This window comes from Bacillus sp. FSL P4-0290 (assembly GCF_037975435.1).
Classification (GTDB): Bacteria; Bacillota; Bacilli; order Bacillales; family Bacillaceae; genus Bacillus; species Bacillus subtilis.
Genome location: NZ_CP150253.1, coordinates 2,948,008 through 2,974,347, shown reverse-complemented (window position 1 = coordinate 2,974,347; position 26,340 = coordinate 2,948,008). Strand labels below are relative to the sequence as shown.

At 44.2% G+C, this 26,340-nt stretch carries 29 protein-coding genes; 26 read left to right on the top strand and 3 right to left on the bottom strand.

What is annotated here, in order from left to right; translation table 11 throughout:
• Nucleotides 1-50: 50 nt before the first annotated feature.
• Complete coding sequence (gene brnQ, locus MKY10_RS15635) at nt 51-1,388, bottom strand: branched-chain amino acid transport system II carrier protein (RefSeq protein ID WP_003229322.1); 1,338 nt, start codon at nt 1,386-1,388, stop codon at nt 51-53.
• Nucleotides 1,389-1,582: 194 nt separating this feature from the next.
• Here brnQ and MKY10_RS15630 point away from each other — a divergent pair, with 194 nt between their 5' ends.
• From MKY10_RS15630 to MKY10_RS15610, 5 genes are all read left to right on the top strand, one after another.
• On the top strand, nt 1,583-2,728 hold the full coding sequence (locus MKY10_RS15630; RefSeq protein WP_044052479.1) for a cysteine desulfurase family protein: 1,146 nt from the start codon (nt 1,583-1,585) through the stop codon (nt 2,726-2,728).
• 3 nt (nt 2,729-2,731) lie between these two features.
• Entirely contained in the window at nt 2,732-3,937 is a 1,206-nt protein-coding gene (gene thiI, locus MKY10_RS15625) for a tRNA uracil 4-sulfurtransferase ThiI (protein WP_003229326.1), read from the top strand.
• A gap of 93 nt (nt 3,938-4,030) precedes the next feature.
• Entirely contained in the window at nt 4,031-4,240 is a 210-nt protein-coding gene (gene sspA, locus MKY10_RS15620; protein ID WP_003223491.1) for an alpha type acid-soluble spore protein SspA, read from the top strand.
• Between the two features lie 178 nt (nt 4,241-4,418).
• Nucleotides 4,419-6,008: an acyl--CoA ligase gene (locus MKY10_RS15615; RefSeq protein WP_048654961.1), complete on the top strand. Its 1,590-nt coding sequence runs from the start codon at nt 4,419-4,421 to the stop codon at nt 6,006-6,008.
• Between the two features lie 19 nt (nt 6,009-6,027).
• Entirely contained in the window at nt 6,028-7,617 is a 1,590-nt protein-coding gene (locus MKY10_RS15610; RefSeq protein ID WP_003229333.1) for an amidohydrolase, read from the top strand.
• Between the two features lie 31 nt (nt 7,618-7,648).
• Here the strand turns inward: MKY10_RS15610 and MKY10_RS15605 are convergent, their stop codons facing one another.
• Complete coding sequence (locus MKY10_RS15605; RefSeq protein ID WP_004399091.1) at nt 7,649-8,452, bottom strand: NAD kinase; 804 nt, start codon at nt 8,450-8,452, stop codon at nt 7,649-7,651.
• Between the two features lie 185 nt (nt 8,453-8,637).
• On the opposite strand from MKY10_RS15605, the gene sppA reads away from it, so the two are divergent.
• The 14 genes from sppA (at nt 8,638) to MKY10_RS15535 (ending at nt 19,769) form a co-directional block, all read left to right on the top strand.
• Entirely contained in the window at nt 8,638-9,645 is a 1,008-nt protein-coding gene (sppA, locus tag MKY10_RS15600) for a signal peptide peptidase SppA (protein WP_046381263.1), read from the top strand.
• A gap of 12 nt (nt 9,646-9,657) precedes the next feature.
• Nucleotides 9,658-10,152 (top strand): RDD family protein, encoded by a 495-nt coding sequence (locus tag MKY10_RS15595; RefSeq protein ID WP_003229340.1) that lies wholly within the window; start codon nt 9,658-9,660, stop codon nt 10,150-10,152.
• Nucleotides 10,153-10,226: 74 nt separating this feature from the next.
• A complete protein-coding gene (locus tag MKY10_RS15590) occupies nt 10,227-10,907 on the top strand; it encodes a DUF2953 domain-containing protein (RefSeq protein WP_004399127.1) in 681 nt (226 codons plus the stop codon).
• Nucleotides 10,908-10,920: 13 nt separating this feature from the next.
• The gene (gene ytfJ, locus MKY10_RS15585; RefSeq protein ID WP_004398631.1) at nt 10,921-11,376 is read left to right on the top strand and encodes a GerW family sporulation protein; all 456 of its coding nucleotides are present in this window, start codon (nt 10,921-10,923) and stop codon (nt 11,374-11,376) included.
• A 109-nt stretch (nt 11,377-11,485) separates the two neighbouring features.
• A complete protein-coding gene (tpx, locus tag MKY10_RS15580; protein WP_003223506.1) occupies nt 11,486-11,989 on the top strand; it encodes a thiol peroxidase in 504 nt (167 codons plus the stop codon).
• A 60-nt stretch (nt 11,990-12,049) separates the two neighbouring features.
• Nucleotides 12,050-13,039 (top strand): N-6 DNA methylase, encoded by a 990-nt coding sequence (locus tag MKY10_RS15575; RefSeq protein WP_003229346.1) that lies wholly within the window; start codon nt 12,050-12,052, stop codon nt 13,037-13,039.
• On the top strand, nt 13,011-13,214 hold the full coding sequence (locus MKY10_RS15570) for a hypothetical protein (protein WP_128484059.1): 204 nt from the start codon (nt 13,011-13,013) through the stop codon (nt 13,212-13,214). The genes MKY10_RS15575 and MKY10_RS15570 overlap by 29 nt, the downstream gene beginning before the upstream one ends.
• A 172-nt stretch (nt 13,215-13,386) precedes the next feature.
• Complete coding sequence (locus tag MKY10_RS15565) at nt 13,387-14,574, top strand: acetate kinase (protein WP_003223511.1); 1,188 nt, start codon at nt 13,387-13,389, stop codon at nt 14,572-14,574.
• An 84-nt stretch (nt 14,575-14,658) separates the two neighbouring features.
• Nucleotides 14,659-15,171: a molybdenum cofactor biosynthesis protein B gene (locus tag MKY10_RS15560; protein ID WP_004398479.1), complete on the top strand. Its 513-nt coding sequence runs from the start codon at nt 14,659-14,661 to the stop codon at nt 15,169-15,171.
• A gap of 169 nt (nt 15,172-15,340) precedes the next feature.
• Nucleotides 15,341-16,552: an argininosuccinate synthase gene (locus MKY10_RS15555; RefSeq protein ID WP_003229357.1), complete on the top strand. Its 1,212-nt coding sequence runs from the start codon at nt 15,341-15,343 to the stop codon at nt 16,550-16,552.
• Nucleotides 16,549-17,934 (top strand): argininosuccinate lyase, encoded by a 1,386-nt coding sequence (argH, locus tag MKY10_RS15550; protein ID WP_003246018.1) that lies wholly within the window; start codon nt 16,549-16,551, stop codon nt 17,932-17,934. The genes MKY10_RS15555 and argH overlap by 4 nt, the downstream gene beginning before the upstream one ends.
• Before the next feature lie 64 nt (nt 17,935-17,998).
• Entirely contained in the window at nt 17,999-18,130 is a 132-nt protein-coding gene (locus tag MKY10_RS15545) for a hypothetical protein (protein ID WP_009967976.1), read from the top strand.
• Between the two features lie 126 nt (nt 18,131-18,256).
• The gene (locus MKY10_RS15540; protein WP_004398521.1) at nt 18,257-19,024 is read left to right on the top strand and encodes an SDR family oxidoreductase; all 768 of its coding nucleotides are present in this window, start codon (nt 18,257-18,259) and stop codon (nt 19,022-19,024) included.
• A 61-nt stretch (nt 19,025-19,085) separates the two neighbouring features.
• Complete coding sequence (locus MKY10_RS15535) at nt 19,086-19,769, top strand: metal-dependent hydrolase (protein ID WP_003245964.1); 684 nt, start codon at nt 19,086-19,088, stop codon at nt 19,767-19,769.
• Between the two features lie 50 nt (nt 19,770-19,819).
• Here MKY10_RS15535 and ytlI read toward each other — a convergent pair whose 3' ends face one another.
• Nucleotides 19,820-20,746, bottom strand: coding sequence for a LysR family transcriptional regulator YtlI (gene ytlI, locus MKY10_RS15530; protein WP_029726406.1), 927 nt, complete (start codon nt 20,744-20,746; stop codon nt 19,820-19,822).
• A gap of 152 nt (nt 20,747-20,898) precedes the next feature.
• Here ytlI and snaA point away from each other — a divergent pair, with 152 nt between their 5' ends.
• From snaA to MKY10_RS15495, 7 genes are read left to right on the top strand one after another with little or no spacing between them, the layout of a single operon-like run.
• The gene (snaA, locus tag MKY10_RS15525; RefSeq protein ID WP_003245971.1) at nt 20,899-21,435 is read left to right on the top strand and encodes an N-acetyltransferase SnaA; all 537 of its coding nucleotides are present in this window, start codon (nt 20,899-20,901) and stop codon (nt 21,433-21,435) included.
• 13 nt (nt 21,436-21,448) lie between these two features.
• Nucleotides 21,449-22,258 carry a sulfur-containing amino acid ABC transporter substrate-binding protein TcyJ gene (gene tcyJ / locus MKY10_RS15520; RefSeq protein WP_029726405.1) on the top strand — a complete coding sequence of 270 codons (810 nt, stop codon included), beginning with the start codon at nt 21,449-21,451 and terminating at the stop codon, nt 22,256-22,258.
• Nucleotides 22,259-22,271: 13 nt separating this feature from the next.
• Nucleotides 22,272-23,084, top strand: a complete 813-nt coding sequence (gene tcyK / locus MKY10_RS15515; protein WP_029726404.1) for a sulfur-containing amino acid ABC transporter substrate-binding protein TcyK — start codon at nt 22,272-22,274, stop codon at nt 23,082-23,084.
• A 21-nt stretch (nt 23,085-23,105) separates the two neighbouring features.
• Nucleotides 23,106-23,825 (top strand): sulfur-containing amino acid ABC transporter permease TcyL, encoded by a 720-nt coding sequence (tcyL, locus tag MKY10_RS15510; RefSeq protein WP_004399112.1) that lies wholly within the window; start codon nt 23,106-23,108, stop codon nt 23,823-23,825.
• Nucleotides 23,826-23,854: 29 nt separating this feature from the next.
• A complete protein-coding gene (gene tcyM, locus MKY10_RS15505) occupies nt 23,855-24,562 on the top strand; it encodes a sulfur-containing amino acid ABC transporter permease TcyM (RefSeq protein ID WP_019712895.1) in 708 nt (235 codons plus the stop codon).
• Nucleotides 24,559-25,338, top strand: coding sequence for a sulfur-containing amino-acid ABC transporter ATP-binding protein TcyN (tcyN, locus tag MKY10_RS15500; RefSeq protein ID WP_015251469.1), 780 nt, complete (start codon nt 24,559-24,561; stop codon nt 25,336-25,338). The genes tcyM and tcyN overlap by 4 nt, the downstream gene beginning before the upstream one ends.
• Nucleotides 25,335-26,339, top strand: a complete 1,005-nt coding sequence (locus tag MKY10_RS15495; protein ID WP_004398798.1) for an LLM class flavin-dependent oxidoreductase — start codon at nt 25,335-25,337, stop codon at nt 26,337-26,339. Before tcyN ends, MKY10_RS15495 begins: the two co-directional genes overlap by 4 nt.
• The last annotated feature ends 1 nt before the right edge of the window (nt 26,340 follow it).

Sequence of the window (26,340 nt, the reverse complement as noted above, 5' to 3'; positions counted from 1 at the left end):
CTTTTTTTCATTACAAAACGCCTGCGCAATAACGCAGGCGTTTTGTGACATTAACTTATTTCATTAAGCTGTTTGGATGGTCCGATGAATAAGGTCAGCACATAGCCGATAACCGCTCCGACGATTCCTGGAAGCACCCAGCCGATGCCGAGGCTGTAAAGAGGAAGATTCGCATTTAGAAACACATCTAAAGATCCAAGTGAAAAACCGGCTGCTTTGATACCGTCTAAAATACTGAAAAGTCCTGTACCGATCAAGCATGCGATGTACACTTCGCGTCTTTCTTTAAAGATCTTATCGATGAAGGAAAGAACGATAATGACAATGGCAAGCGGATAGATAGCTGATAAAATAGGAACAGAAAACGCGATAATTTGCGCGAGTCCGAAATTCGCAATGATCAAGCTGAATAACGTGACAATCGTAACGACAATTTTATATGATAATGCCGGAATAAGTTTTGAAAAATATTGGCCGCAAGATGTGACAAGGCCGATGCTTGTTGTTAAACATGCGACTGTAATCGCTGCTCCGAGTACGATGTTGCCTAATGAACCGAATAAATAATGGGAAGACGCAGATAAAATTTTAGCTCCTTCACCAACAGGACCGATTGCATTTGTGCTTGTTGCACCTAAATAAGCAAGGGATACATAAATGAAAGTCAGGCCTAAAGCGGCAATCACACCTGCTTTAATGCAGGCTGCAGCAAGAGCTTTAGACTGTGTAACGCCTTTGCTTTTTACAGCATTTACAACGACAACGCCAAATACAATTGAAGCAAGTGCGTCCATTGTTTTATAGCCTTCTAAAAATCCTTTAAAAACCGGTGTTCCTTTATATGCTTCTGTCACGGCGCCCAATCCGCCCATCGGCGTGAAGATGGCTTTGAGAACAATGATTAAAATAATCGTGAATTTGATGGGAGTCAGAATTTTTCCGACTCGATCGACAACCTTGGATGGGTTTAACGCTAAATAGTACGTAACGCCGAAAAAGATAAGTGTAAATATTAATAAAGAAAGTCTTTCTGGTACGCCAGTCAAAAACGGAACAGCGCCAATTTCATATGAAACAGTTCCTGTTCTCGGGATGGCGAATAATGGTCCGATTGATAAATAAAGCACGACAGTAAAGATTGTACCGAAAACTGGGTGCGCTTTGTCAGCAAGGCCTTTAGCGTCCTTACCGGTTAATGCGATGGCGATAATGCCGAGAAGCGGCAGGCCTACCCCTGTCAGTAAAAATCCGCCGATGGCCTTCCAGACGTTGTGTCCGGCTGCTTGTCCAAGTTCCGGCGGATAAATCATATTTCCTGCTCCAAAGAATAACGCAAATAGCATGAAACCAATAATAATGGTATCTTTGACAGGCAGTGAGTGTTTCATGAAAAAAATCCTCCTAATAATTATGTTAAAATATTCTGTCAATTAATTGTCAGATAATATGACGAAACGAACAAATCTTATTATATGGTAAAAAAATTAGAAGTCAATACTAGTTTTTCGTAATTTTCTATTAAATTTTGTTATGGTAACATAAATATCATACCTTGTACCGCTTTCATAAAGGAGTAAAAAAGATGATATATTTAGATAATAGTTCAACGACGAAGCCTTACGATGAAGTCTTGAACGTATATGAACAGACAAGCAGCCGATACTTTGGCAATCCTTCATCTTTGCACCGATATGGAGCCGAAACGGAACAGCTGTTTCAAGCAGCCAAAAATCAAATCAAAAGGTCCTTAGGCCTAAAAAAATATGATATTGTATTTACGTCAGGCGCCACAGAAGCCAATAATGCGGCTTTAAAAGGAGCGGCTTTGTCAAAGATAAAAACAGGCAAACATATCATTGCCACTTCTATTGAACATCCATCTGTTACGGAATCGTTAGAACAGCTGAAAGAGTTGTTCGGGTTTGATATCACTTATCTTTCTGTGAATGAAGACGGATTTGTTTCTATTGAAGATCTAAAAGCAGCCATCCGTCCCGATACCGTGCTTGTCAGCATGATGCATGTGAACAATGAAGTCGGTTCCGTGCAGCCGATTGAAGCGGCAGGGGAAGTGCTGAAGAAGCACCCGAACATTTTGTTCCACGTCGATTATGTGCAGGGCATCTATAAAGTGCCCTTGGCAATTGAAAAGGCCGGCATTGATCTATGTTCAATTTCGGGGCATAAATTTCACGGCCTAAAGGGGACAGGCGCACTTATTGTAAAAGAGGGAACACGCCTTATTCCGCTCATAACGGGAGGCTCTCAGCAAAAAGGCATACGGGCCGGAACAGAACATACTGCTGGAGCGGTTTCGCTTGCCAAGGCCATTAATCTTGCCTCTGCTGATTTTGACACACGGCTTGACACGATGACTGCCGCAAAGGAATTGTTTATGAAAAGGCTGAGTGAAATTGAGGGCGTCGTTATCAACACGCCTCAAATGAATAGCGCGCCGCACATTATTAATTTCTCTGTACCGGGGATTAAAGCGGAAGTGCTTTTACACATGCTTGAGGAACAGGATATTTTCGTCTCCACAACATCGGCTTGCTCGGCAAAAGAACATAAGCCCAGCAAGGTTCTCTTAGAGATGGGCAAAGGAGAGCAGATTGCCGGAAGCAGCATCAGAATCAGTTTAAATTACAGACAGACAAGCGATGTGGCAGAACCGTTTATGAACGCGCTTCGTCCTGGTATCAAAAAATTAAGGAAAATGATGAGGTAGAACATGAATTACGATCATATATTAATTCGTTTTGGGGAAATTTCGACCAAAGGCAAAAACAGAAAAAGCTTTATTGAGCGCTTAAAACAAAACATCAGACTCGTTTTGAAAGACTATCCGAATTTAAAATACTTTTCCAACAGGGATCGTATGACGATTACATTAAATGGAGAGGATCCTGAGGCTCTTTTTCCTCATTTAAAGCAAGTGTTTGGGATTCAAAGCTTCAGCCTGGCAATTAAATGTGACAGCCGCCTTGATGATATTAAGGCAACCGCACTAAAGGCTATCAAAGATCAGTATAAACCAGGTGATACGTTTAAAGTCGCGACAAAGAGAGCGTATAAGCAATTTGAATTAGATACAAACCAGATGAACGCTGAAATCGGCGGCCATATTTTGCGAAATACAGAAGGATTGACGGTCGATGTTCGCAACCCAGACATCCCGCTCAGAATCGAAATCAGGGAAGAAGCAACATTTTTGACAATTCGTGATGAAAAAGGTGCAGGCGGGCTGCCAGTTGGTTCAGCAGGAAAAGCGATGCTGATGCTTTCTGGCGGTTTTGACAGCCCTGTGGCCGGTTTTTATGCGATGAAACGGGGATTGTCGGTAGAAGCTGTTCATTTCTTCAGCCCGCCATACACAAGCGAGCGCGCAAAGCAAAAGGTAATGGATCTGGCGAAATGTCTGTCCCGTTTTGGGGGAAGCATGACACTTCATATTGTTCCATTTACAAAAACGCAAGAGCTCATCCAAAAACAAATTCCTGAAAATTACACAATGACGGCAACCCGCCGCCTCATGCTTCAGATAGCCGACAGAATCAGAGAAAAGAGAAACGGGCTTGCCATTATTACGGGAGAAAGCCTCGGTCAGGTAGCGAGCCAAACGCTTGAAAGCATGTATGCAATTAATGCGGTGACGTCAACACCGATTTTGCGTCCGCTAATCGCCATGGACAAAACAGAAATCATCGAAAAATCACGGGAAATTGGCACATATGAGACAAGCATTCAGCCATTTGAAGACTGCTGCACGATCTTTACACCGCCAAGCCCGAAAACACGCCCTAAAAAAGAGAAAATTGAACACTTTGAAAGCTTTGTTGATTTCGAGCCGTATATTCAAGAAGCGGTAGATAACATTGAGACAATGACCCTTTATAGCGAACAAGAAGCTAACGATAAATTCGCTGAACTCTTTTAAATCAATTTTCAGCTCCTGTATACAATTACCAAAGTTTTTCTGAATGAAGCCATGTGTTTTGACACATTCTATACTCACAAGGAGGTGAGACACATGGCTAACAATAACTCAGGTAACAGCAACAACCTTTTAGTACCAGGAGCTGCTCAAGCGATCGACCAAATGAAATTAGAAATCGCTTCTGAATTCGGTGTAAACCTTGGAGCAGACACAACTTCTCGCGCTAACGGTTCTGTTGGAGGAGAGATCACAAAACGTCTTGTATCTTTTGCTCAACAAAACATGGGCGGAGGACAATTCTAATTTACAATTTCACATAATGGCTTAGGAGTGGGGGTATCCCCACTCCTTTTCATTTTTTACATATAAAAAAGGACCAGCGGCCTATAAAATCTATGTTTACAGAGGTTGCTTTTAGGCATATCCTTACGGAAAGAGCCTGTATTTATGTATAATGGGTGGAGAAAGTGAGGAGTTGTTCGTGTTAAAACGTGAAGATTTAATTGCCCCTATGCAATATAATTTAGTGAATGAAATGGAAAAGTTCAGTGCCGCTGGACAAAAAACCGCTCTTCTGTGGGAGGACGAGTCGGGTAAGCAAGTATCTTGGTCGTATGAAAAGCTGATGGAAGAAACAAATAAAATCGGAGCGGCCTTAGCTGATCTTGGATTTAAAAAGGGAGACAAGCTGATTGTAATGGTTCCGCGGGTGCTTGAAGCCTATGCCGTTTATTTGGCTATCCTGAAATCAGGAATGGTTGTCATTCCGTGCTCCGAAATGCTTCGCGCGAAAGATCTTGAATACCGGATTGAACATGCAGAGGTAAAAGGCGCCATCGTCTACTCAGAATTTATTGGCGCTTTCCGGGATGTCAGTACGGCTGACAAACTGATTACACTGTCTATTGGTGAAAATGATGCCGGCTGGAAAAACCTCTTATCAATTGAAGCGGACGGAAGCCAATTTAAAACAGCTGACACAACAAGAGATGATATGGCTTTCTTATCTTATACATCCGGGACAACAGGTCAGCCGAAAGGTGTTGTACATACACATGGATGGGCATTTGCTCATTTAAAAACTTCTGCCGGCGCTTGGCTTGATATTTCTGAAAAGGATATCGTCTGGGCAACTGCTGCCCCTGGCTGGCAAAAGTGGGTATGGAGTCCGTTTTTAGCGGTGCTTGGCAGCGGAGCAACCGGTTTTGTGTACCACGGCAGATTCAAAGCAGAAAAATATCTAGAGCTTTTAAATCGCTACAAAATCAATGTTTTCTGCTGTACGCCGACAGAATACCGCTTAATGGCGAAGGTCGAGGGCTTGGACCGCTTTGATCTTTCTGCCCTGCACAGCGCTGTTTCCGCAGGTGAGCCGCTCAACCGTGAAGTCATTGATGTTTTCCAAAAGCACTTTGGCATTAAGGTACGGGACGGATATGGCCAAACTGAAAGCACGCTTTTGGTTGGTGTTTTGAAAGATACGCCTATTAAACCGGGAAGCATGGGAAAACCGACACCGGGAAATCAGGTGGAGATCATAAATGAAGACGGTGAAATCTGCAAAACTGGTGAGGTTGGCGATATCGCTGTTCACCTCAGTACGCCTGCGCTCTTTAAAGAGTATTTTAAAGATCCGGAAAGAATGAAAACACAAATTCGCGGCGATTATTTCCTAACGGGAGACAGAGCAAGAAAAGATGAGGAAGGTTACTTCTGGTTTGAAAGCCGAAATGACGATATTATTATCAGCTCCGGCTATACGATCGGGCCTTTCGAGGTGGAAGACGCGCTTGTTAAGCACCCAGAAGTAAAAGAATGTGCTGTTGTCGCAAGCCCTGATGAAATCAGAGGCTCCATCGTAAAGGCATATGTTGTCCTGCAAAATCATGAAAAACGCAGTGATGAGCTTGTCAAAATGCTGCAAAACCATGTGAAGACGATTACCGCTCCATACAAATATCCTAGAGAAATTGAATTTGTGGAAAGCCTGCCGAAAACGGCTTCTGCAAAAATCAGACGAGTGGAATTAAGAAAACGTGAAGAACAGCTCAAAGCCAATAAAAAGGCGTAAAGAAAGAGAGTGAACGTGAATGAAGGCGATATGGCACGGCGGTTTCATTTATACGATGCTCGAAGAAGGCGATCGGACTGAGGCAGTTTATGTTGAGGATGGTGTTATAAAAGGCACCGGCAGCTATGAACGTTTGAAGGAAAAGTACGGGTCGCCGGAAACAGAAGAAATCAGCCTGAACGGAGCAGTGATGTTCCCCGGTTTTGTTGACAGCCATCTACATTTGATCGGCCACGGTGAGAAACAGCTTCAGCTCGATCTGTCCGCACTGACGTCGAAAGATTCAATTTTACAGGCTGCGAAGGAAAGAGAGCGGCAGCTTCCTAAAAACGATTGGCTCATTGGAGAAGGCTGGAATGAAAATCAGTTTGAGACACCTGACTACTTGACTAAGCATGATCTTGATCGCCTGTTTCCTGACAGGCCCGTCTTGCTCAAGCGTATATGCCGGCATGCAATAGCTGTCAATTCTGCGGCTCTTCAAGCAGCGGGAATTTCAAGAAATACTCCTGATCCTGACGGCGGAGTCATCGTAAAAGATGCAAATGGCGAGCCGACCGGACTCCTGTTTGATAAGGCGCAGGATTTGATTCTGAAGGCTGTCCCGCCAGTCTCCCAGCACTATGTTGATGAGGCATTAACGGCTGCAATAAAGGATTGCTGGACAAAAGGCCTGACGGGCGGTCATTCGGAAGACTTGTCCTATTATGGTGATGTTTCGGTGCCGATGAAAGCTTATGAGAAAGCTGCCGCTGGCGGAAAGTATCCGTTTCGCTGCCATTTGCTCGTTCATCATGAAGCTGTCGATCGATGGGAGCAGCTGGAGAAGCTGTCCGGCCCGTATGTGGAGTTCGGTGCTATGAAAATCTTTGCGGACGGGGCGCTTGGCGGGAGAACGGCTTTATTGAAAGAACCATATCAGGATGATCCATCAACAAATGGTGTTCAGGTTCACGATGACGAAACCCTTGGCCGGCTCATTCGCAAAGCGAGAGAAAAAGGGATGGAGGTTGCTGTTCATGCAATCGGCGATCTTGCTTTTGAAAAAGTGCTGAACGCAATAGAAAAGCATCCGCCCAAAAACGGCCGGCATGATCGGCTTATTCATGCTCAAGTGCTTGATAACGAATTAATCGAGAGAGCAGCACGCATGCCGATCGCACTTGACCTTCAGCCGCACTTCGTTGCAAGCGACTTTCCGTGGGTCATTGACCGTCTCGGAAAAGACCGGATGAAGACTGCATTTGCCTGGAAAACCCTCATATCTAAAGGCATTTTATGCGCGGGCGGTTCAGACGCCCCGATTGAGCCTGTTGACCCGCTTCTAGGGATCCAGTCCGCGGTCCTCCGGAAAAGCAGTCATGAGCAAAACGGGCCAAGCTATAATGAAAGTGAATGTTTACCTGTATATGAAGCGATAAAGCTTTATACAGAAGGTAGCGCCGGTATCATTTATAAAGAGAAGTCACGCGGAAAAATTGCGGAAGGCTATGACGCGGATTTTACAGTTCTCAGTGGTGATCCGTTTGCCATTGACCCCGCACAGCTTCATCTTTTAGAGATTAAAAAAACCGTGATTAACGGCCAGATTGTATATGAGAAATCATAAAAGGACAGGCAGCAGCCTGTCCTTTTATTTTCTATAAAAAAGTACGCTTCACTTTTTCCCAAAATGAATTGTCCTTTAGTTTGACTGTTTTGATTTTCTTATTAGACAGTTTGATTTCGATCGTTTTCACATTTCTCGTGCTGAGTGCTTCATTGTCCAAGCCGATGATTGGGTGTTCGTTGCCGTCCTGCACCACACGAAGGGTCAGCTTTCGGTCAGAGCTGAGGACAAATGGCGAGCCGAGTGTCCGGTAGGTATTATTGTTAAGGGATGCAAGCTCTGATACCTGCATGCATGGAAGCAATGGATCAACAACAGCTCCTGCAACAGACTTGTTATAGGCGGTGCTCCCTGTAGGCGTTGAGATAATCATTCCGTCACCTCTAAACGTTTCAAAGTGCAGATCGTCAATCAGCACGTCCATCACAAAGGTTTTGATGATGCTTGAGCGGATGGATACCTCGTTTAAGCAGTGAAAAGGACTGGCTTGATCCACTGTCACTTCAATCAGCGGGTATTTTCTCACTTCAATTTGTTCAAACGTCATTGCATCGACCATTTTTTCTCGCTCATCACTATGAAAGTCGCAATATAAATGAGCTTTCCCCTTTTTGGTAATGCCGACGTACAAGCAGTCGTCACGAAAATTCGTCTTTCTGACTGCCTGCAAAAATGTGCCGTCCCCGCCAATGCTAGCGATAATATTGGCGTCTGAGTGCTGGTTCACAACGGTAAATCCATGCTCTTCCGCTAATTGTGTTAACGAGCGGGCTTGTTCGTTCGTTTCCTGATCCTGTTTGTGAAAAAAATAAACATTACGGCGTTGATCGGTCATATCCCATTTCCCCTTTGCTGTCATATTTAAGTTTTTCTGCCATCCAGTATTTGTGATAAAATACCTTTGGCCATAAGTGTACCACGTTTGCCGGCAGCCCGTTAAGCCGGAGCTTTCTCATGAAGTGAAACATTTTTCATATTGAATCGTATAATGAGAGAGTTTAGGAAAAAGGAGGAGAAAAAATGAATGCAAAAAGATGGATTGCATTAGTGATTGCTCTGGGGATTTTCGGCGTGTCTATTATCGTCAGCATCTCTATGAGTTTCTTTGAAAGCGTCAAAGGCGCTCAAACGGATCTCACATCACTGACGGATGAATCGCAGGAGAAGACGCTGGAAAACGGCAGTCCCTCAAGTAAAATTGCCGTATTAGAGGTCAGCGGCACCATTCAGGATAATGGGGACTCAAGCAGTCTGCTTGGTGCAGACGGATATAACCACAGAACGTTCTTAAAAAACCTTGAGCGCGCAAAAGATGACAAGACGGTCAAAGGTATCGTTCTGAAGGTGAATTCTCCGGGTGGCGGAGTGTATGAAAGTGCTGAAATACATAAGAAACTGGAAGAAATCAAGAAAGAAACGAAAAAACCGATTTACGTGTCAATGGGTTCGATGGCAGCATCAGGAGGCTATTACATCTCAACAGCGGCTGATAAGATTTTTGCGACACCGGAAACCCTGACCGGGTCACTCGGCGTCATTATGGAAAGCGTCAATTATTCAAAGCTTGCCGACAAGCTTGGCATTTCTTTTGAAACGATTAAGAGCGGGGCCCATAAGGACATTATGTCTCCTTCCCGTGAGATGACGAAAGAAGAAAAAAACATCATGCAATCGATGGTTGATAATTCGTATGAAGGCTTTGTTGATGTCATTTCAAAAGGGCGCGGCATGCCGAAAGCAGAGGTAAAGAAAATTGCGGACGGCCGCGTGTATGACGGACGGCAGGCGAAAAAACTGAACCTCGTTGATGAGCTTGGTTTTTATGACGATACCATTACGGCCATGAAAAAGGATCACAAGGATTTGAAAAACGTCTCTGTCATTTCTTATGAGGAAAGCTTCGGATTAGGCTCACTGTTTTCCATGGGCGCGAACAAAATGTTTAAAAGTGAAATTGATTTTTTGAATATGAGAGAAATTCTATCGCAATCCGGTTCGCCGAGAATGATGTATCTCTATGCGAAGTAGGAGGGAACAATAATGGACGCGACATATGAAGAGTTAGAGCGCAATGACATCAAAGGCCCGCAAGAAGCGGAGCTGCTGACACATGCCTATGCTGGCTTTTGGGTTCGTTTCTGGGCTTTCCTGCTTGATTGGCTCGTGATATGGGGATTAAACCATTTGCTCGTTTCTCCCCTCTTTACCGTATTGGATCTGCCGAAAACATCCGGCATGTTTACCTTCTCGGCCTACAGTGTGACAACGCTTATTGTGTATCTTGCCTATTTCGCACTCATGACAAAATACTTCAGGCAGACGCTTGGTAAAATGGTGTTCGGCCTCAAAGTGGTTTCTGTGAAGCAAGATAGCAAGCTGACATGGAGTACAGTGATTTTTCGTGAAGTGGTTGGACGGTATATTGATAAGATTTGGATTTTATATATCGTTGTTGCCTTTTCACCTACAAAACAAGGGATTCATGATTACATCGCGGATACCACCGTGGTGCATGAAAAATTATACCGCAAATAACCGATAACCCGGACTTCCGTCCGGGTTTATTTTTTTAGGAATTGGCGATAATGCTCCTAGAGGAAGTGAAGAATATGGTGTATGTACTGACAGCCATTCTTATTCTCATAGGGATCGTACTGCTTCTCAGAATGAAAATCCATGTCGCGCTGGAGTATCTTCATGCCGATGATAATGACAAATTGACCTTGAAGATTACGGCGCTGTTTGGCCTTATAAGGATCAAAAAAACAATCCCGGCGATTAAGGTGAACAAAGAAGACGGAACAGTGGATATCAAACAAAAAACTGAATCCAAAATGAAAAAAAGCAGCGGAAAGAAAAAAATTACACAAAACGATGTGCAGCAAAGCATTAATAAAATCGAAATGCTTTTGCATCAGGTCACCAGACTGCGGAAAATCAGCGCGTCTTTTCTCGCGCATTTACATATCACAAAACTAGAATGGGTTACAGTAATCGGAATTCAGGACGCGGCAGTGACAGGTGTGTTAACCGGTGCTGTATGGGGCGTGAAGGGCGGTATCGCAGCAATGCTCTACGACCACCTGGACTTTGTGAATAAACCTGTCTATGAGGTGATCCCGTCGTTTCAAGTCCCTGTTTCCAAGACCCATTTTCAGTGTATATTCTTTTTTCGCTTTGGACATGCTATGCTTGCAGCTTTCAAATTCGTCAAATACGGACGGGAGCTATCCGTATTAAAGAAGAATCCGTCGGCTAGAATGACTTCAAAGAATGATTCATCAGTTTAAGGAGGAAGCGTATATGGCAGACCATCCCATCCAAGGTTTAATGAAAACCGCAATGGAAAACTTGAAGGAAATGATTGATGTTAACACCATCATCGGAGATCCAGTGGAAACGCCTGATGGAAGTGTGATTTTAACTGTTTCTAAAGTTGGATTCGGATTCGCCGCAGGCGGAAGCGAGTTTGGCGGAAAGCCGGCCGAAAAGAAATCGGAAGACGATGAGACAAGAGAACAGAAACTTCCTTTCGGAGGCGGAAGCGGGGGCGGTGTGTCCATTACGCCGATCGCGTTTTTAATTGTCGGATCGACAGGCATCAGAATGCTTCATTTAGATGAAAATACCCATTTAATAGAGAAAATTTTAGACGCAGCCCCTCAAACACTCGAGCGCATCCAGCAAATGTTCAAGAAAAATAACAAAAACCAAAGCCAAGGCCAAAATCAAAACCAAATGAACAATATGAATTATTAAAAAAAGGTTAACTGCGCTGGCCGCAGTTAACTTTTTTTTGGCATAAACTTTGCAGTTTGCAGGAAACTTTACTATGATAGAGACATACATACAAAAGGGAGGAATTATAATGGCTGAAATTACATTCAAAGGCGGTCCGGTTACACTTGTCGGACAAGAAGTGAAGGTAGGAGATCAAGCTCCTGATTTCACAGTGCTGACTAACAGCCTTGAAGAAAAATCGTTAGCTGACATGAAAGGAAAGGTAACGATTATTTCTGTTATCCCTTCAATTGATACAGGTGTTTGTGATGCACAAACACGCCGTTTTAACGAAGAAGCTGCAAAGCTTGGAGATGTCAACGTCTACACAATCAGTGCAGACCTTCCATTCGCGCAAGCGCGCTGGTGCGGCGCTAACGGAATTGACAAAGTGGAAACACTGTCTGACCACAGAGATATGTCATTTGGCGAAGCGTTCGGTGTGTATATTAAAGAACTTCGTCTGCTTGCGCGTTCCGTATTTGTCCTTGATGAGAACGGAAAAGTCGTTTACGCTGAATATGTAAGCGAAGCAACAAACCACCCGAACTATGAAAAGCCAATTGAGGCTGCTAAGGCATTAGTAAAGTAAGCAGGGAAAAAAGCTCCAGGCTGCCGCCGGAGCTTTTTTCATGGCAAGGAGGAACACAATATGCAAAAAGACCATGTAGGTGCGGTGTATGAGCTGTTAAACGAAGCCGCGATTATGATAAAGAATGAATTGCAGATTTCATATATAGAGGCGCTGGCCGAAGCAGGAGAAATGTATTTTCTTGAAAAAACGGATCAGCTGAAACTGCCTGCTGATCAGAAAACCAAACAACTTCAGGCTCTGCTTGAAAAAGCGGAATTCGGCACGTATGAGCATGAGTGGGTACGCAAGGCTTTTCAGCTTGCCGTCCTTAAAGGAATGAAAGATATCTCGCATCCAAACAGACAAATGACGCCGGATACGATCGGGCTTTTCATCAGCTATTTGGTGAATAAATTTATGGCGGACAAAAAGGAACTGACCATTCTTGATCCAGCCCTGGGAACTGGGAACCTTCTGTTTACCGTGCTGAACCAGCTGTCTGAAAAAACGGCAAACAGCTTTGGCATTGAAATTGATGATGTGCTCTTGAAGATCGCCTATGCCCAAGCGAACCTTCTGAAAAAAGAGCTTGAGCTTTTCCACCAGGACAGCCTTGAGCCGTTGTTTATCGATCCAGTTGACACGGTCATTTGTGATCTGCCAGTCGGCTATTATCCGAATGACGAAGGAGCAGAAGCGTTTGAGCTCAAAGCTGACGAAGGCCATTCCTTCGCTCATCATCTGTTTATTGAACAGAGCGTCAAGCATACCAAACCGGGCGGCTACTTATTTTTTATGATTCCGAATCATTTGTTTGAGAGCTCCCAAAGCGGCAAGCTGAAACAGTTTTTCAAAGATAAGGTTCATATCAACGCACTGTTGCAGCTGCCAAAATCTATTTTTAAAGACGAAGCTCATGCCAAAAGCATCCTTGTGCTTCAGAAACAAGGAGAGAATACGAAAGCGCCGGGGCAAATTCTGCTTGCGAATCTTCCGTCTTTCTCCAATCAAAAGGCGATGCTTGATATGATGGCTCAATTTGATGAATGGTTTAAAAAAGAAAAGTAAGTGTTTTAAAAGCAGCTTAGGCAGCCGTATGAGGTCGATGCCTAAGCTGCTTTTATTTATGCTTTTGAAGACCGGACTTGACGAATTGAATCCAGCTTTGAAACACAAAATACAGAGGGAAAAACCGCAAATTGTAAGCGTTCATCAATACAAAACCTATAGTGAATGTGTCTGAAAATAACGACTTCTTATTGTAAGCGTTATCAATACGCAAGTTGACTTGAAAAGCCGACATGACAATGTTTAAATGGAAAAGTCAGATATTTTTCGGAGAAGATGTTGATATTCACCGGGAAAAAAGTACGAAAAACGAAGTTGTTGATACAGAGTATAAAGGAGCGTCAATCATGTCCAAAATTATTGCAATTAACGCAGGAAGCTCGTCTTTGAAATTTCAGCTTTTCGAAATGCCTTCAGAAACCGTTTTAACGAAGGGTTTAGTTGAACGAATCGGTATCGCCGACAGCGTATTCACAATTTCTGTGAACGGCGAAAAAAATACAGAAGTAACTGATATTCCAGATCATGCGGTAGCTGTTAAAATGCTGCTGAATAAGTTAACGGAATTCGGCATTATTAAAGACTTGAATGAAATTGACGGAATTGGCCATCGTGTCGTTCACGGCGGAGAAAAATTCAGCGATTCTGTTTTATTAACGGATGAAACCATTAAGGAAATCGAAGATATTTCTGAATTGGCACCGCTTCACAATCCGGCAAATATCGTTGGAATTAAAGCGTTCAAAGAAGTGCTTCCAAATGTTCCTGCGGTAGCTGTATTTGATACAGCATTCCACCAAACAATGCCTGAGCAGTCTTACCTTTACAGCTTGCCGTATGAATACTATGAAAAATTCGGCATCCGTAAATACGGCTTCCACGGCACTTCACATAAATATGTAACTGAGCGTGCGGCAGAGCTTCTCGGCCGTCCGTTAAAAGACTTGCGCCTGATTTCCTGCCACCTTGGAAACGGAGCAAGTATTGCCGCTGTTGAAGGCGGAAAATCTATTGACACATCCATGGGCTTTACGCCGCTTGCCGGTGTAGCAATGGGCACACGCTCTGGAAACATCGACCCTGCCCTGATCCCATACATCATGGAGAAAACAGGCCAAACGGCTGACGAAGTACTGAATACATTAAACAAAAAAAGCGGACTGCTCGGCATTTCCGGTTTCTCAAGCGATCTTCGTGACATCGTTGAAGCTACGAAAGAAGGAAATGAGCGCGCGGAAACGGCTCTTGAAGTATTCGCAAGCAGAATCCACAAATACATCGGTTCTTACGCTGCAAGAATGAGCGGTGTAGATGCGATCATCTTTACTGCCGGTATCGGTGAAAACAGTGTGGAAGTCAGAGAACGCGTTCTTCGCGGTTTAGAATTCATGGGCGTATACTGGGACCCTGCGCTTAATAACGTGCGCGGCGAGGAAGCTTTCATCAGCTATCCGCATTCTCCAGTAAAAGTCATGATCATCCCGACTGATGAAGAAGTCATGATTGCGCGCGACGTTGTTCGTTTAGCAAAATAAATCGCATGAAAGCACATTCTCTTGAATGTGCTTTTTTGTTGATGCATGATAGTGACAGACAGAAAACATAAAAGAGGTGGGCCAATGAGCGTTCAAGAGCATAAACAAGAAGCTCCCGATATCGTTCGGTGCAAAGTGATTACTGTCAGTGACACGAGGACAGATGAAACCGATAAAAGCGGCAAGCTGATGATCTCATTTTTAGAAGAAGCCGGTCATCATATTGCCGCATATGAAATTGTAAAAGACGAAAAGGATGCTTTGCAACGGTCAGTGCTTGCGGGCTGCATGGATGAACAGACAGACGCGGTACTCTTAAACGGAGGGACAGGCATAGCAGATCGGGATGTCACAATTGAAGCCATAACGCCGCTGTTTTCGAAAGAACTGCCCGGCTTTGGAGAAATATTCAGGATGCTGAGTTATACAGAGGATATCGGCTCTGCCGCAATCATGTCGAGAGCAACTGCCGGCGTCATTCAGCATACCGCTGTTTTCTCAACGCCAGGCTCAAGCGGCGCAGTAAAGCTGGCAATGAATAAGCTGATTATTCCCGAACTTGCGCATGTGGTCAGAGAAATCAGAAAAGACAAGTAAATGAATAAATACTATGAAACTTCACCTGAAATTTAGGTGAAGTTTTTTTTATAAAAGGCTTGAAAAAACGAAACGTACTTGTTAAAGTGTATACATACAAAATGTATTTTTATTAAATATAATTTATTTTTATACAAAATAGAAACACGGTTGAGAGGGGATTTTTATCATGTCAGAACAGAAAAAAGTCGTATTAGCATACTCAGGAGGTCTTGATACTTCCGTCGCAATAAAATGGCTTCAGGAGCAAGGATATAATGTAATCGCCTGCTGCCTGGATGTCGGTGAGGGCAAAGATTTGGCATTTGTTCAGCAGAAAGCGCTTGAAGTCGGCGCGACAAACTCCTACGTGATCGATGCAAAAGAAGAATTTGCACAGGATTACGCGCTTATCTCTTTGCAGGCCCACACAATGTATGAAGGAAAATACCCGCTTGTTTCGGCATTATCTCGACCGCTGATCGCGAAAAAACTGGTTGAAATTGCGGAAAAAGAAGATGCACAGGCGATTGCCCACGGATGCACAGGGAAAGGAAATGACCAGGTTCGTTTCGAAGTCTCCATTAAATCATTAAACCCTGACCTAGAAGTCATCGCGCCGGTTCGCGAATGGCAGTGGTCACGTGAAGAAGAAATTGAATATGCGGCTAGCCGCGGCATTCCGATTCCGATCAATCTTGACAGCCCGTATTCTATCGACCAAAACCTCTGGGGACGCGCCAATGAGTGCGGCATTTTAGAAGATCCATGGGCGGCGCCGCCAGAAGGTGCATACGATTTAACAGCTCCGCTGGAAAAAACGCCGGACACGCCGGAAGTGATTGAAATTGCATTTGAACAGGGCGTGCCTGTCTCCATTGACGGTGTTTCCTACTCGCTTTCTGAGCTGATCTTGAAGCTGAATGAAATGGCGGGCGCGCACGGTGTCGGACGTATCGACCACGTGGAAAACCGCCTCGTCGGCATTAAATCCCGGGAAGTATACGAATGCCCTGGTGCGATGACACTGATCAAAGCGCATAAAGAATTAGAAGATTTGACACTGGTGAAAGAGGTAGCCCACTTTAAACCGATCATCGAGCAAAAAATGTCAGAAATCATTTACAACGGCTTATGGTTCTCACCGTTAAAAGACGCGCTGCACGCTTTCTTAAAAGAAACGCAAAAGCATGTCACAGGCATTGTCCGCGTGAAGCTGTTTAAAGGCCATGCAATTGTAGAAGGACGTAAATCGGAATACTCTCTATATGATGAAAAACTTGCAACATATACAAAAGACGATGCATTTGATCACCATGCAGCAATCGGATTTATCGAGCTTTGGGGACTTCCGACAAAAGTGAACAGCATCGTGAAAAAGAAGGAGCAGATTAAAGCATGAAGAAGCTTTGGGGAGGCCGATTTCAAAAAACACCGGAAAAATGGGTCGACGAGTTCGGCGCGTCCATATCATTTGACCAAAATTTAGTTGCTGAAGACATTACAGGGTCTCTCGCACATGCTGCCATGCTGAAAAAATGCGGTATTCTGACAGCAGAAGAAGAGTTGAAAATCCGAGAGGGCCTGAATACCCTTTTGCAAAAAGCAGAGGAGGGAGCATTGGAATTCTCAGTCGATTATGAGGATATTCATTTGAACATTGAGAAAATGCTCATTGACGAAATCGGTCCTCTTGGCGGCAAGCTGCATACCGGCAGAAGCCGGAATGACCAGGTGGCGACTGACATGCATTTATACTTGAAGAATCATGTCGGCCACATCATCGAGCTGATTGAGGCATTCCAAAGTGCGCTGATTGAAAAGGCGGAAGCGAACGTTGAAACGATTCTGCCGGGCTACACACATTTGCAGCGCGCCCAGCCGATTTCATTCGCTCACCATCTGCTTGCGTATTTCTGGATGCTTGAGCGCGACAAGGAGCGTTTTCAGGATTCAATGAAGCGGATTAACAAATCTCCGCTCGGCTGCGGGGCGCTCGCGGGAACAACCTTCCCAATTGACCGTGATTATTCAGCGGAACTGCTCGGCTTTGATGCCATTTATGAAAACAGCTTGGACGGCGTCAGCGACAGAGACTTCATTTTGGAGTTTTTAAGCAACAGCAGTATGCTGATGATGCACCTATCCCGTTTCTCTGAAGAAATCATTTTATGGTGCTCGCAGGAGTTTAAATTCATCGAGCTTGACGATACGTACGCAACAGGAAGCAGCATGATGCCGCAAAAGAAAAACCCTGATATGGCGGAGCTGATCCGCGGCAAAACAGGACGCGTATACGGCGATATGATGGGGCTGTTTACGATCATGAAAGGACTTCCGCTCGCTTACAACAAAGATCTGCAGGAAGACAAAGAGGGCATGTTTGACACGGTGAAAACGGTGGAGGGCAGCCTGCAAATCTTCACAGGCATGATCCAAACAATGACTGTAAACAAAGACGTCATGAAGCAAGCAACAAAACAAGACTTTTCAAACGCGACGGAACTGGCCGATTATTTAGCTAAAAAAGGAATGCCGTTCAGAGAAGCGCATGAAGTGGTCGGGAAACTTGTGTACACATGCATCGAAAGAGGGATCTATTTAAGCGATATGCCGTTTGGCGAGTTTCAGCAGGCGAGCACACTATTTGAAGAAGATATTTACACTGTGTTAGACCCTTACTACGCAGTTGAAAAAAGAATGAGCGCCGGGGGCACCGGATTCAAACAGGTGGAACAGGCGCTTGAAAAAGCGAAAGCTTGCGTGGCAGCAGGAGTTTGTTAAAATTTCCTTCATAAAATCCCGTCATTATAGCCAACCTACCTCTATAATGATGGGAGGCAGAATGATGAAAAAAGAACCGGAACGCTATATTTATGATGAACAAGAAAGCCAGGAGACAACAAGGCTCATTTCAGAAGCATATCAAAGCGGTTATGTCGATATGCCTGATCAGGAGTCTTCATCTCCTGCAGAATAAGCTGTCTGTACAGGCAGCTTTTTTTGTATGCCAAAGTGTAAAAAGTGATATTGCAAGCCTTTTATAGTAAAGTAGAAGAAGAAACACTTTATTGAAAGCGGCGACGTTGCTTTGGGAGGTATTCATGTGCGACATGCTTTAATTACTGCCGGTTCGAAGGGTTTAGGCCGCAAAGTGACTGAAACGTTGCTTGCAAAGGGGTATTCAGTAACAGTCAATTACAGACAGGATGAGGAGGCAGTCAGCCGCCTGAAGGAAGCCTGTCCCGATTGTCTTGACCGGCTGCAATTTGTAAAAGGTGATGTCACCAAAAAAGAAGATCTGCTGCGTATTGCAGAGGCTGCCTTAAACCGCTTCGGAAGGATCGACTTTTTGATTAACAACGCGGGACCATACATATTTGAACGTAAAAAGTTAGCCGATTATACTGATGATGAATGGTATGGCATGCTGGAAGGAAATTTAAGCGCCGTCTTTCATTTATTCAAAGCGGTTATTCCTATTATGAGAAAACAGCAATTTGGACGCATCATTACGTACGGATTCCAAGGTGCGGCTCACGCGCCCGGCTGGCTTCACCGATCGGCATTTGGCGCTGCGAAAGTGGGCTTGGCTTCTTTGACGAAGACAATTGCCATTGAAGAAGCCGAATTCGGCATAACCGCCAACATGGTTTGCCCGGGAGACATTGTCGGCGACATGAAAGAAGCATCGATAGAGGAAGCCAGAATGCGAATCGGCAAAGAAAAAACGCCGATAGGAAGATCCGGTACAGGCGAGGATATCGCCCGGATTATCGCTTTCCTGTGTGAGGAGAACTCAGACCTTGTGACAGGGACTGTCATTGAAGCCACCGGAGGCCTCAATGTCATTAACAAGAATCAAACAACATAAGTTTTTCAGCTTTTTAAAAAGGGAAAATAAAAAAACAAAATCATGTGACGAGGTGAAAGAAATGAAAGTGACATATCACGGACATTCTGTAATCACAGTGGAAACGAAGGACCATCATATTATTTTTGATCCGTTTTTAACAGGGAATTCATTAACGGATATAAAGCCGGAGGATGTAAAAGCGGATGTCATCTTACTAACGCACGGCCACAATGACCATGTCGGTGATACTGAACAAATCGCCAAGCAAAATAACGCGCTGGTTATAGCCCCGAACGAGCTCGCTGTGTACTTAGGCTGGAAAGGCTTGAATGTTCATCCAATGCACATCGGCGGCTCCCGCCAGTTCGATTTTGGAAAAGTGAAGCTCACACAGGCCTTTCATGGATCAGCCATCACAGATGAAGAAAACAAAACGATCACTTACACAGGCATGCCTGCCGGTATTTTGCTGACTGTAGAAGATAAAACGATTTTCCACGCGGGCGATACGGCACTTTTCTCTGATATGAAACTCATTGGCGAATTGAATCATATCGACCTTGCTTTCCTTCCGATTGGCGATAACTTTACAATGGGGCCTGAAGACGCCAAGCTTGCTGCTGAATGGCTGCGCGCAAAACAGGTCGTGCCGGTGCATTACAATACATTCCCGGTCATCGAACAAGACCCAGAAGCATTCGCTGACAGCCTGCCGGGCGGAGTCGGCAAAGTCATGTCGGTCGGTGAGACGATCGAGCTTTAAACCGTGAAACCATCTCCTGATGAATCAGGAGGTGGTTTTTATTTTTTCAGTTATCCTGTAATGGTCTTATCAGAGGTTCCTTCCAATTCTTTGCTGCGCTGCTGAAAACGTTTGGTTATCCGGGCGATCAAGTCCTTCGTGGCGCGGTCAAAATGAACTTCTTTTTGATTTGTCAACAGCCCTATGGGCGGAGTGATATCCAGGTTCAGAATTGGAATAACTTTAGTGCCGTTGAACGGTTTAGAATGTGCGGTGCTGGTAAAGATTGAAATTCCGATGTTTTCACGTACGTAATATTCATGTGACATGCTGCTTGTGAGCTCCATTTTTTTGTAGCGATTCCCGAGTTCTCTATGTAAATGCTGTTCAATTTGTAAGCGAATGGGGCAATTGGCGGGCGTAAATATGAAGCGCTCTTCTGCTAAATCAGACAAATGGACAGCCTTCTTCTCAGCGAGCGGATGCTGATCAGATATAATCACATTTAATGTGTCATAAAAAAATGGATGGTAGTAATTTTCAAGAATCAGCTCCGGCTCGCCGCAGACTGCAAAATCAATCGTCCCGTCTAAGAGCTTTTGACTGCAGGTATTGGCGTCATCAACCTTGATATTAACCGTTATCTTTGGGTAATCCTTTAAGAAATCCTTTAAAATCTCGGGGAATATCAGACTGGCGGTTGGCTCTGAAACCCCTATGTTGATAATGCTTGCTTCTTCTTCCTTTAAGTCGGAGAGGTTGTGTTTAAGCGCCTCGTATTGTATCAAAAGATCTCCTGTTCGTTCATAAAAAAGCTTCCCTGCTTTTGTCAACTGCAGGCTTTTTCCTCTTTCAAACAGCAGTACGCCTAAATCTTGCTCCAATTGCTTCATACGCATCGATATCGTCGGCTGCGAGTAGTTGAGTATTTCTGCAGCTTTATAGAAGCTTCCAAATTTTACAATCGTATGAAACGTTTTGATTGAGCGTAACTCCAATGTGCTCCCTCCTGTTTTTCATCATTAAAATTACTGAAGTGAAGGTTTACTTTTTTTGATTAGTCAAAGATCAGAGTATGCTTTATAGTATAAACAATAAAAGCTTAGTAAACAAATAGGAATTATATATTTTGTGAAGAGGAGTGACAAAAATGAGTGATGATATTTTTCGACTGGCAACTGTTGAAGATGCATCGGAGCTGTTGAAACTGGTTAACAGCGCATTTCAGCCCATTCGGCAGCTGGATATTGATTGGCCATCCACGAGAGCTGATATCCAAATGGTATCAGAAAATATTGAACATCATTCAGCGATTGTGCTGGAGCGGGATGGGAAGCTGATTTCAACGATTACAATCAGGTTCCCGTGGGAGAGTGAGACGCCTCCTTCAAAATATCCATTTGTGTGGTGGTTTGCGACACTGCCGGAATATAAAGGGCAAGGCGCCGGAAGTAAGCTGCTTACGTATGTTGAAGAAAAAGTGCTTCGAGATATGCTGAAGGCTCCTGCGCTGACACTCGGCACATCGGCGCGCAAGCATCCTTGGCTTGCTGACATGTACAGAAGGAGAGGGTATGAAGTGTATTTTGAGCAGGAAAAAGACGGGGACATAGGTGTGATGATGCACAAGGTTCTGATTCCGGAACGATTTAACCCAACGCTTTTAGGTGCGCCCAGCTGGGCATGATGTGAGGCAGCCTATGAATAAGCGGAAAGGATTGGTTTTGCTGCTGTCAGTGTTTGCATTACTTGGCGGGGGATGTTCGCAAACAAATAACAAAACAGATCGTCAGGCTCAAACGGTCATAGTCGGCACTGGAACAGATTTTCCGAATATTGCGTTTTTAAATGAAAAAGGTGATTTGACCGGGTATGACATTGAAGTGATGAAAGCCATCGATAAGGAGTTGCCTCAATATACATTTGAATTTAAAACGATGGATTTCTCAAATTTGCTGACGAGTCTCGGAAATAAAAAAATTGATGTGATTGCGCACAATATGGCCAAAAATAAAGAACGAGAAAAGCGTTTTTTGTATCATAAAGTCCCATATAACTACTCGCCGATGTACATCACGGTGAAAGAGGATAATCACAAGATTCATACATTAAAAGACTTACACGGAAAAACAGTCATAGTTGGCGCCACGTCAAATGCGGCAGATTATATTACAAAGTACAACAAAACGCACGGCAGCCCAATTCATTTGAAATATGCGGGACAGGGAAGCAATGACACCGCCAATCAAATTGAAACCGGGCGCGCAGATGCAACGATAGCTACACCGTTTGCCGTCGATTTTCAGAATAAAACGCACGCCTTCCGCCAAAAGACAGTCGGTGACGTGTTATTAGATACCGAGGTGTACTTTATGTTTAATAAAGGCAGCCAAACCTTGGCGGATGACACGGATCAAGCGATTAAAAAGCTGGAGAAAAACGGAACGCTAAAAAAACTAAGCCGAAAATGGCTCGGGGCAGATTATTCAAAATCAAGTTTTGTAAAATAAATGGGGCGATGAGATGAAAACGAAAGCAGCATTCATGGCAATATTATTTTCGCTTATAACAGTTCTGTCAGCTTGCGGTGCAGGCAGTCAAACGACGGGAGCCGGGCAAAAGAAGGTACAGACGATCACGGTCGGAACTGGAACCCAATTTCCGAATATTTGCTTTATTGATGAAAAAGGCGATTTAACCGGTTATGATGTCGAACTGATCAAAGAGCTTGATAAGCGCCTGCCACATTATAAATTCACATTTAAAACGATGGAATTTTCCAACCTGCTTGTCAGCCTCGGACAGCATAAAGTCGATATCGTGGCACATCAAATGGAGAAAAGCAAAGAGCGTGAGAAAAAATTTCTGTTTAACAAGGTTGCTTACAACCATTTTCCTTTAAAAATTACTGTGCTTCAAAATAACGATACGATCCGTGGAATTGAAGACTTAAAAGGAAAACGGGTGATTACGAGTGCGACCTCCAACGGAGCGCTTGTACTGAAAAAATGGAATGAGGATAATGGACGGCCGTTTGAGATTGCCTATGAGGGCCAAGGCGCAAATGAGACTGCGAATCAGCTGAAATCGGGGCGTGCGGACGCAACGATCTCAACGCCTTTTGCAGTAGACTTTCAAAACAAGACGAGCGCTATTAAAGAAAAAACCGTCGGTCATGTGCTTTCAAATGCCAAAGTGTATTTTATGTTTAACAAAAATGAACAAACGTTAAGTGACGATATTGATAAAGCCTTACAGGAAATCATTGATGACGGAACGCTGAAAAAACTCAGTTTAAAATGGCTTGGTGACGACTATTCCAAAGAGCAGTATTAGGTGAAAAGAGAGGGAGCAGTGATGGAAAAAGCGTTTGATATGAACATGATTGGAGATTTTGTGCCGACGTTAACCGCTTATTTACCGGTTACATTATACATTTTAACACTGTCCTTGCTTTTCGGTTTTGTATTAGGACTCTTTCTGGCACTGCCCCGCATCTACAATATTCCAATTGTAAATCAATTGGCAAAAGTGTATATCTCATTTTTCAGGGGAACGCCTATCATGGTGCAGCTTTTCATCGTGTTTTACGGAATCCCGGCGCTTACGGGGCTTATCGGGATTGATACATCAAAAATGGACCCGTTTTATGCTGCTGTCGCAACCTACGCGTTAAGCAATGCAGCGGCAGCCGCAGAAATCATTCGAGCGGGGGTGGGCAGTGTAGATAAAGGCCAAACGGAAGCGGCGTACAGTATTGGCTTAAGCGGTAGTCAGGCCTTCAGGCGAATCGTTCTGCCCCAGGCACTTGTCCAGGCATTTCCGAATATGGGAAACATGGTGATCAGTTCTTTAAAAGATACATCTCTAGCTTTTTCAATAGGTGTTATGGATATGTCCGGAAGGGGCCAAACACTGATTACCTCAAGCAACCATTCTCTTGAAGTTTACATTGCGCTATCGATTGTTTATTATGCTGTTGCAGTTTTATTCGAATGGTTCTTTCGAGTGGCAGAAAAACGAATCAAGAAGAATCAAACAAGGATTGTTACTGTTTTTGACATGAACATACATTGATATATTTCTTCGGATGAGGGGGGAGAAGATTGCAATTTGACTTTCCATTTATCGTTTCCGCCATGAAAGAAATGGTAAAGACCATTCCTCTGACATTGATGATGGCTGTTTTGCCGATTGTGTTTGGATTTCTCGTGGCTCTTGGAAATATAATTGTTAGAATTTTTAGAATTAAGGGCTTGGTGGCTTGCTCAAGGTTTTATGTGTCTTTCTTTCGAAGTACACCTGCAATCCTTCACATTATGTTGATTTATTTAGGGATACCTCCTGTTGCAGATCAAGTCAGCAGTTTTTTTCATCTCGGCTGGTCCGCCAATGAGATACCGGTCTCCATGTTTGTCATCATGGCCTTGTCTTTAACTGCCGGAGCTTATCTCACAGAAATCATCCGGTCGGGCATTCTGGCGATGGATACCGGACAGGTCGAAGCGGCTTATTCAATCGGCTTGACATACAGCCAAACCTTTCGGCGTGTAATATTGCCGCAGGCGCTGATGGTTTCCATCCCAAACTTCACAAATTTGGGTATCGGCTTTTTGCATACCACCTCTATCGCGGCTATAGTGGCTGTCCCAGAGATTACAGGGACGGCGACTATCGTTGCTTCTGATAATTATGCATTTTTAGAAGCGTTTATCGGAGCAGCGATTATCTATTGGGTGCTGACTCTAATCCTAGAATCCGTAAATGGAGTATTAGAGAGAAAGGCAGCCAGATTTCAAGGAGGCACTTTATGATTGAGATTAAAAATATCCATAAACAGTTTGGCATCCACCATGTATTAAAAGGGATAAATCTCACGGTACGCAAGGGAGAAGTTGTGACGATTATCGGGCCGAGCGGATCAGGGAAAACCACCTTTTTACGGTGCCTGAATTTATTAGAACGTCCAGACGAAGGGATCATTTCTATACATGACAAAGTGATTAATTGCAGCTTTCCGTCGAAAAAAGAGGTTCACTGGCTCAGAAAACAGACGGCAATGGTATTTCAGCAATACCACCTGTTTGCTCACAAAACGGTGATTGAAAATGTCATGGAGGGCTTGACGATTGCCCGGAAAATGAGAAAACAAGACGCGTATGCCGTAGCGGAAAATGAACTGAGAAAGGTCGGGCTTCAAGATAAATTGAACGCTTATCCGAGTCAGTTATCGGGAGGACAAAAGCAGAGGGTAGGGATAGCAAGGGCGCTTGCCATTCATCCTGATGTGCTGCTGTTCGATGAGCCGACGGCAGCGCTTGACCCGGAGCTGGTCGGTGAAGTGCTTGAGGTAATGCTGGAAATCGTGAAAACCGGAGCCACCATGATTGTTGTTACACATGAAATGGAGTTTGCAAGAAGGGTCTCTGATCAAGTTGTTTTTATGGATGAAGGAGTCATTGTTGAACAAGGAACCCCGAAGGAAGTCTTCCGCCATACCAAAAAAGACAGAACGAGGCAGTTTCTCCGCCGTGTTTCGCCGGAATATTTATTTGAACCAAAAGAACACATAAAGGAGCCGGTGATATGATCCGCTTAAGTATTTTAGACCAAAGCTTGATTGGTGAAGGGGAGACAGCAGCTGATACATTACAGCATACAGTGAAATTGGCACAAATGGCTGAAGAATGTGGATATCACCGATTTTGGGTGGCCGAACATCACAACAATGATGAGATTGCAGGGTCTGCACCCGAGGTTCTTTTAGGCTATCTTGCTGCAAGCACAAGAAAAATTCGTTTAGCATCAGGCGGAGTGATGCTGCAGCATTACAGCTCTTATAAAGTAGCGGAGCAATTCCATCTTCTATCAGCGTTAGCTCCCGGCCGTATAGATCTTGGAGTGGGCAAAGCGCCCGGCGGGTTTCAGCTGTCCACAGACGCGCTGCAGGCCGAATATAAAAAACCGGTGCGTCAGTTTGATGAAAAACTGGAGGAGCTTACTCATTTCGTTCGGGATGATTTTCCTGATACCCACCGTTATGCCGCATTGCGTCCTAGGCCGCAGGTTGATCGGAAGCCGGGTATTTTTCTATTGGGAGGAAGCACAGAGAGTGCCATTTCTGCTGCAAAACTGGGAATCTCTTTTGTCTTTGCTTACTTTATTAACGGTGAAGAGGAAGTGCTGAAGGAAGCCCGCCGAGCATTTGACGCGCATCTCCCGCCAGGATCTGAGGCTGAATTTCATCTTGCCCCCGCTGTTTTTGCGGCACATACAAAAGAAGAAGCGGAAAAACATATTGTGTCGCGTGAATCGATAAAAGTGGTTTTGAAAGACGGGCGTAAGGTCAACGTCGGTTCCCGCGAACAGGCTGAGGCCTATCTGGAAAACGTCACAGAGCCCTATGACATCATCGTGCAAAAAACCGGGATTATTGCCGGAACAAAGGAAGAAGTGGCAGAAGAATTAACACGTTTATCAGGCACATACAAAATCAATGATTTTGTTATTTTTACACCTATCAAAAATGCTGTAGAAAAACAGCTGTCTTATCAGCTGCTGAGCGATGCAGTTTTAGCTGCAAAACGTTAAG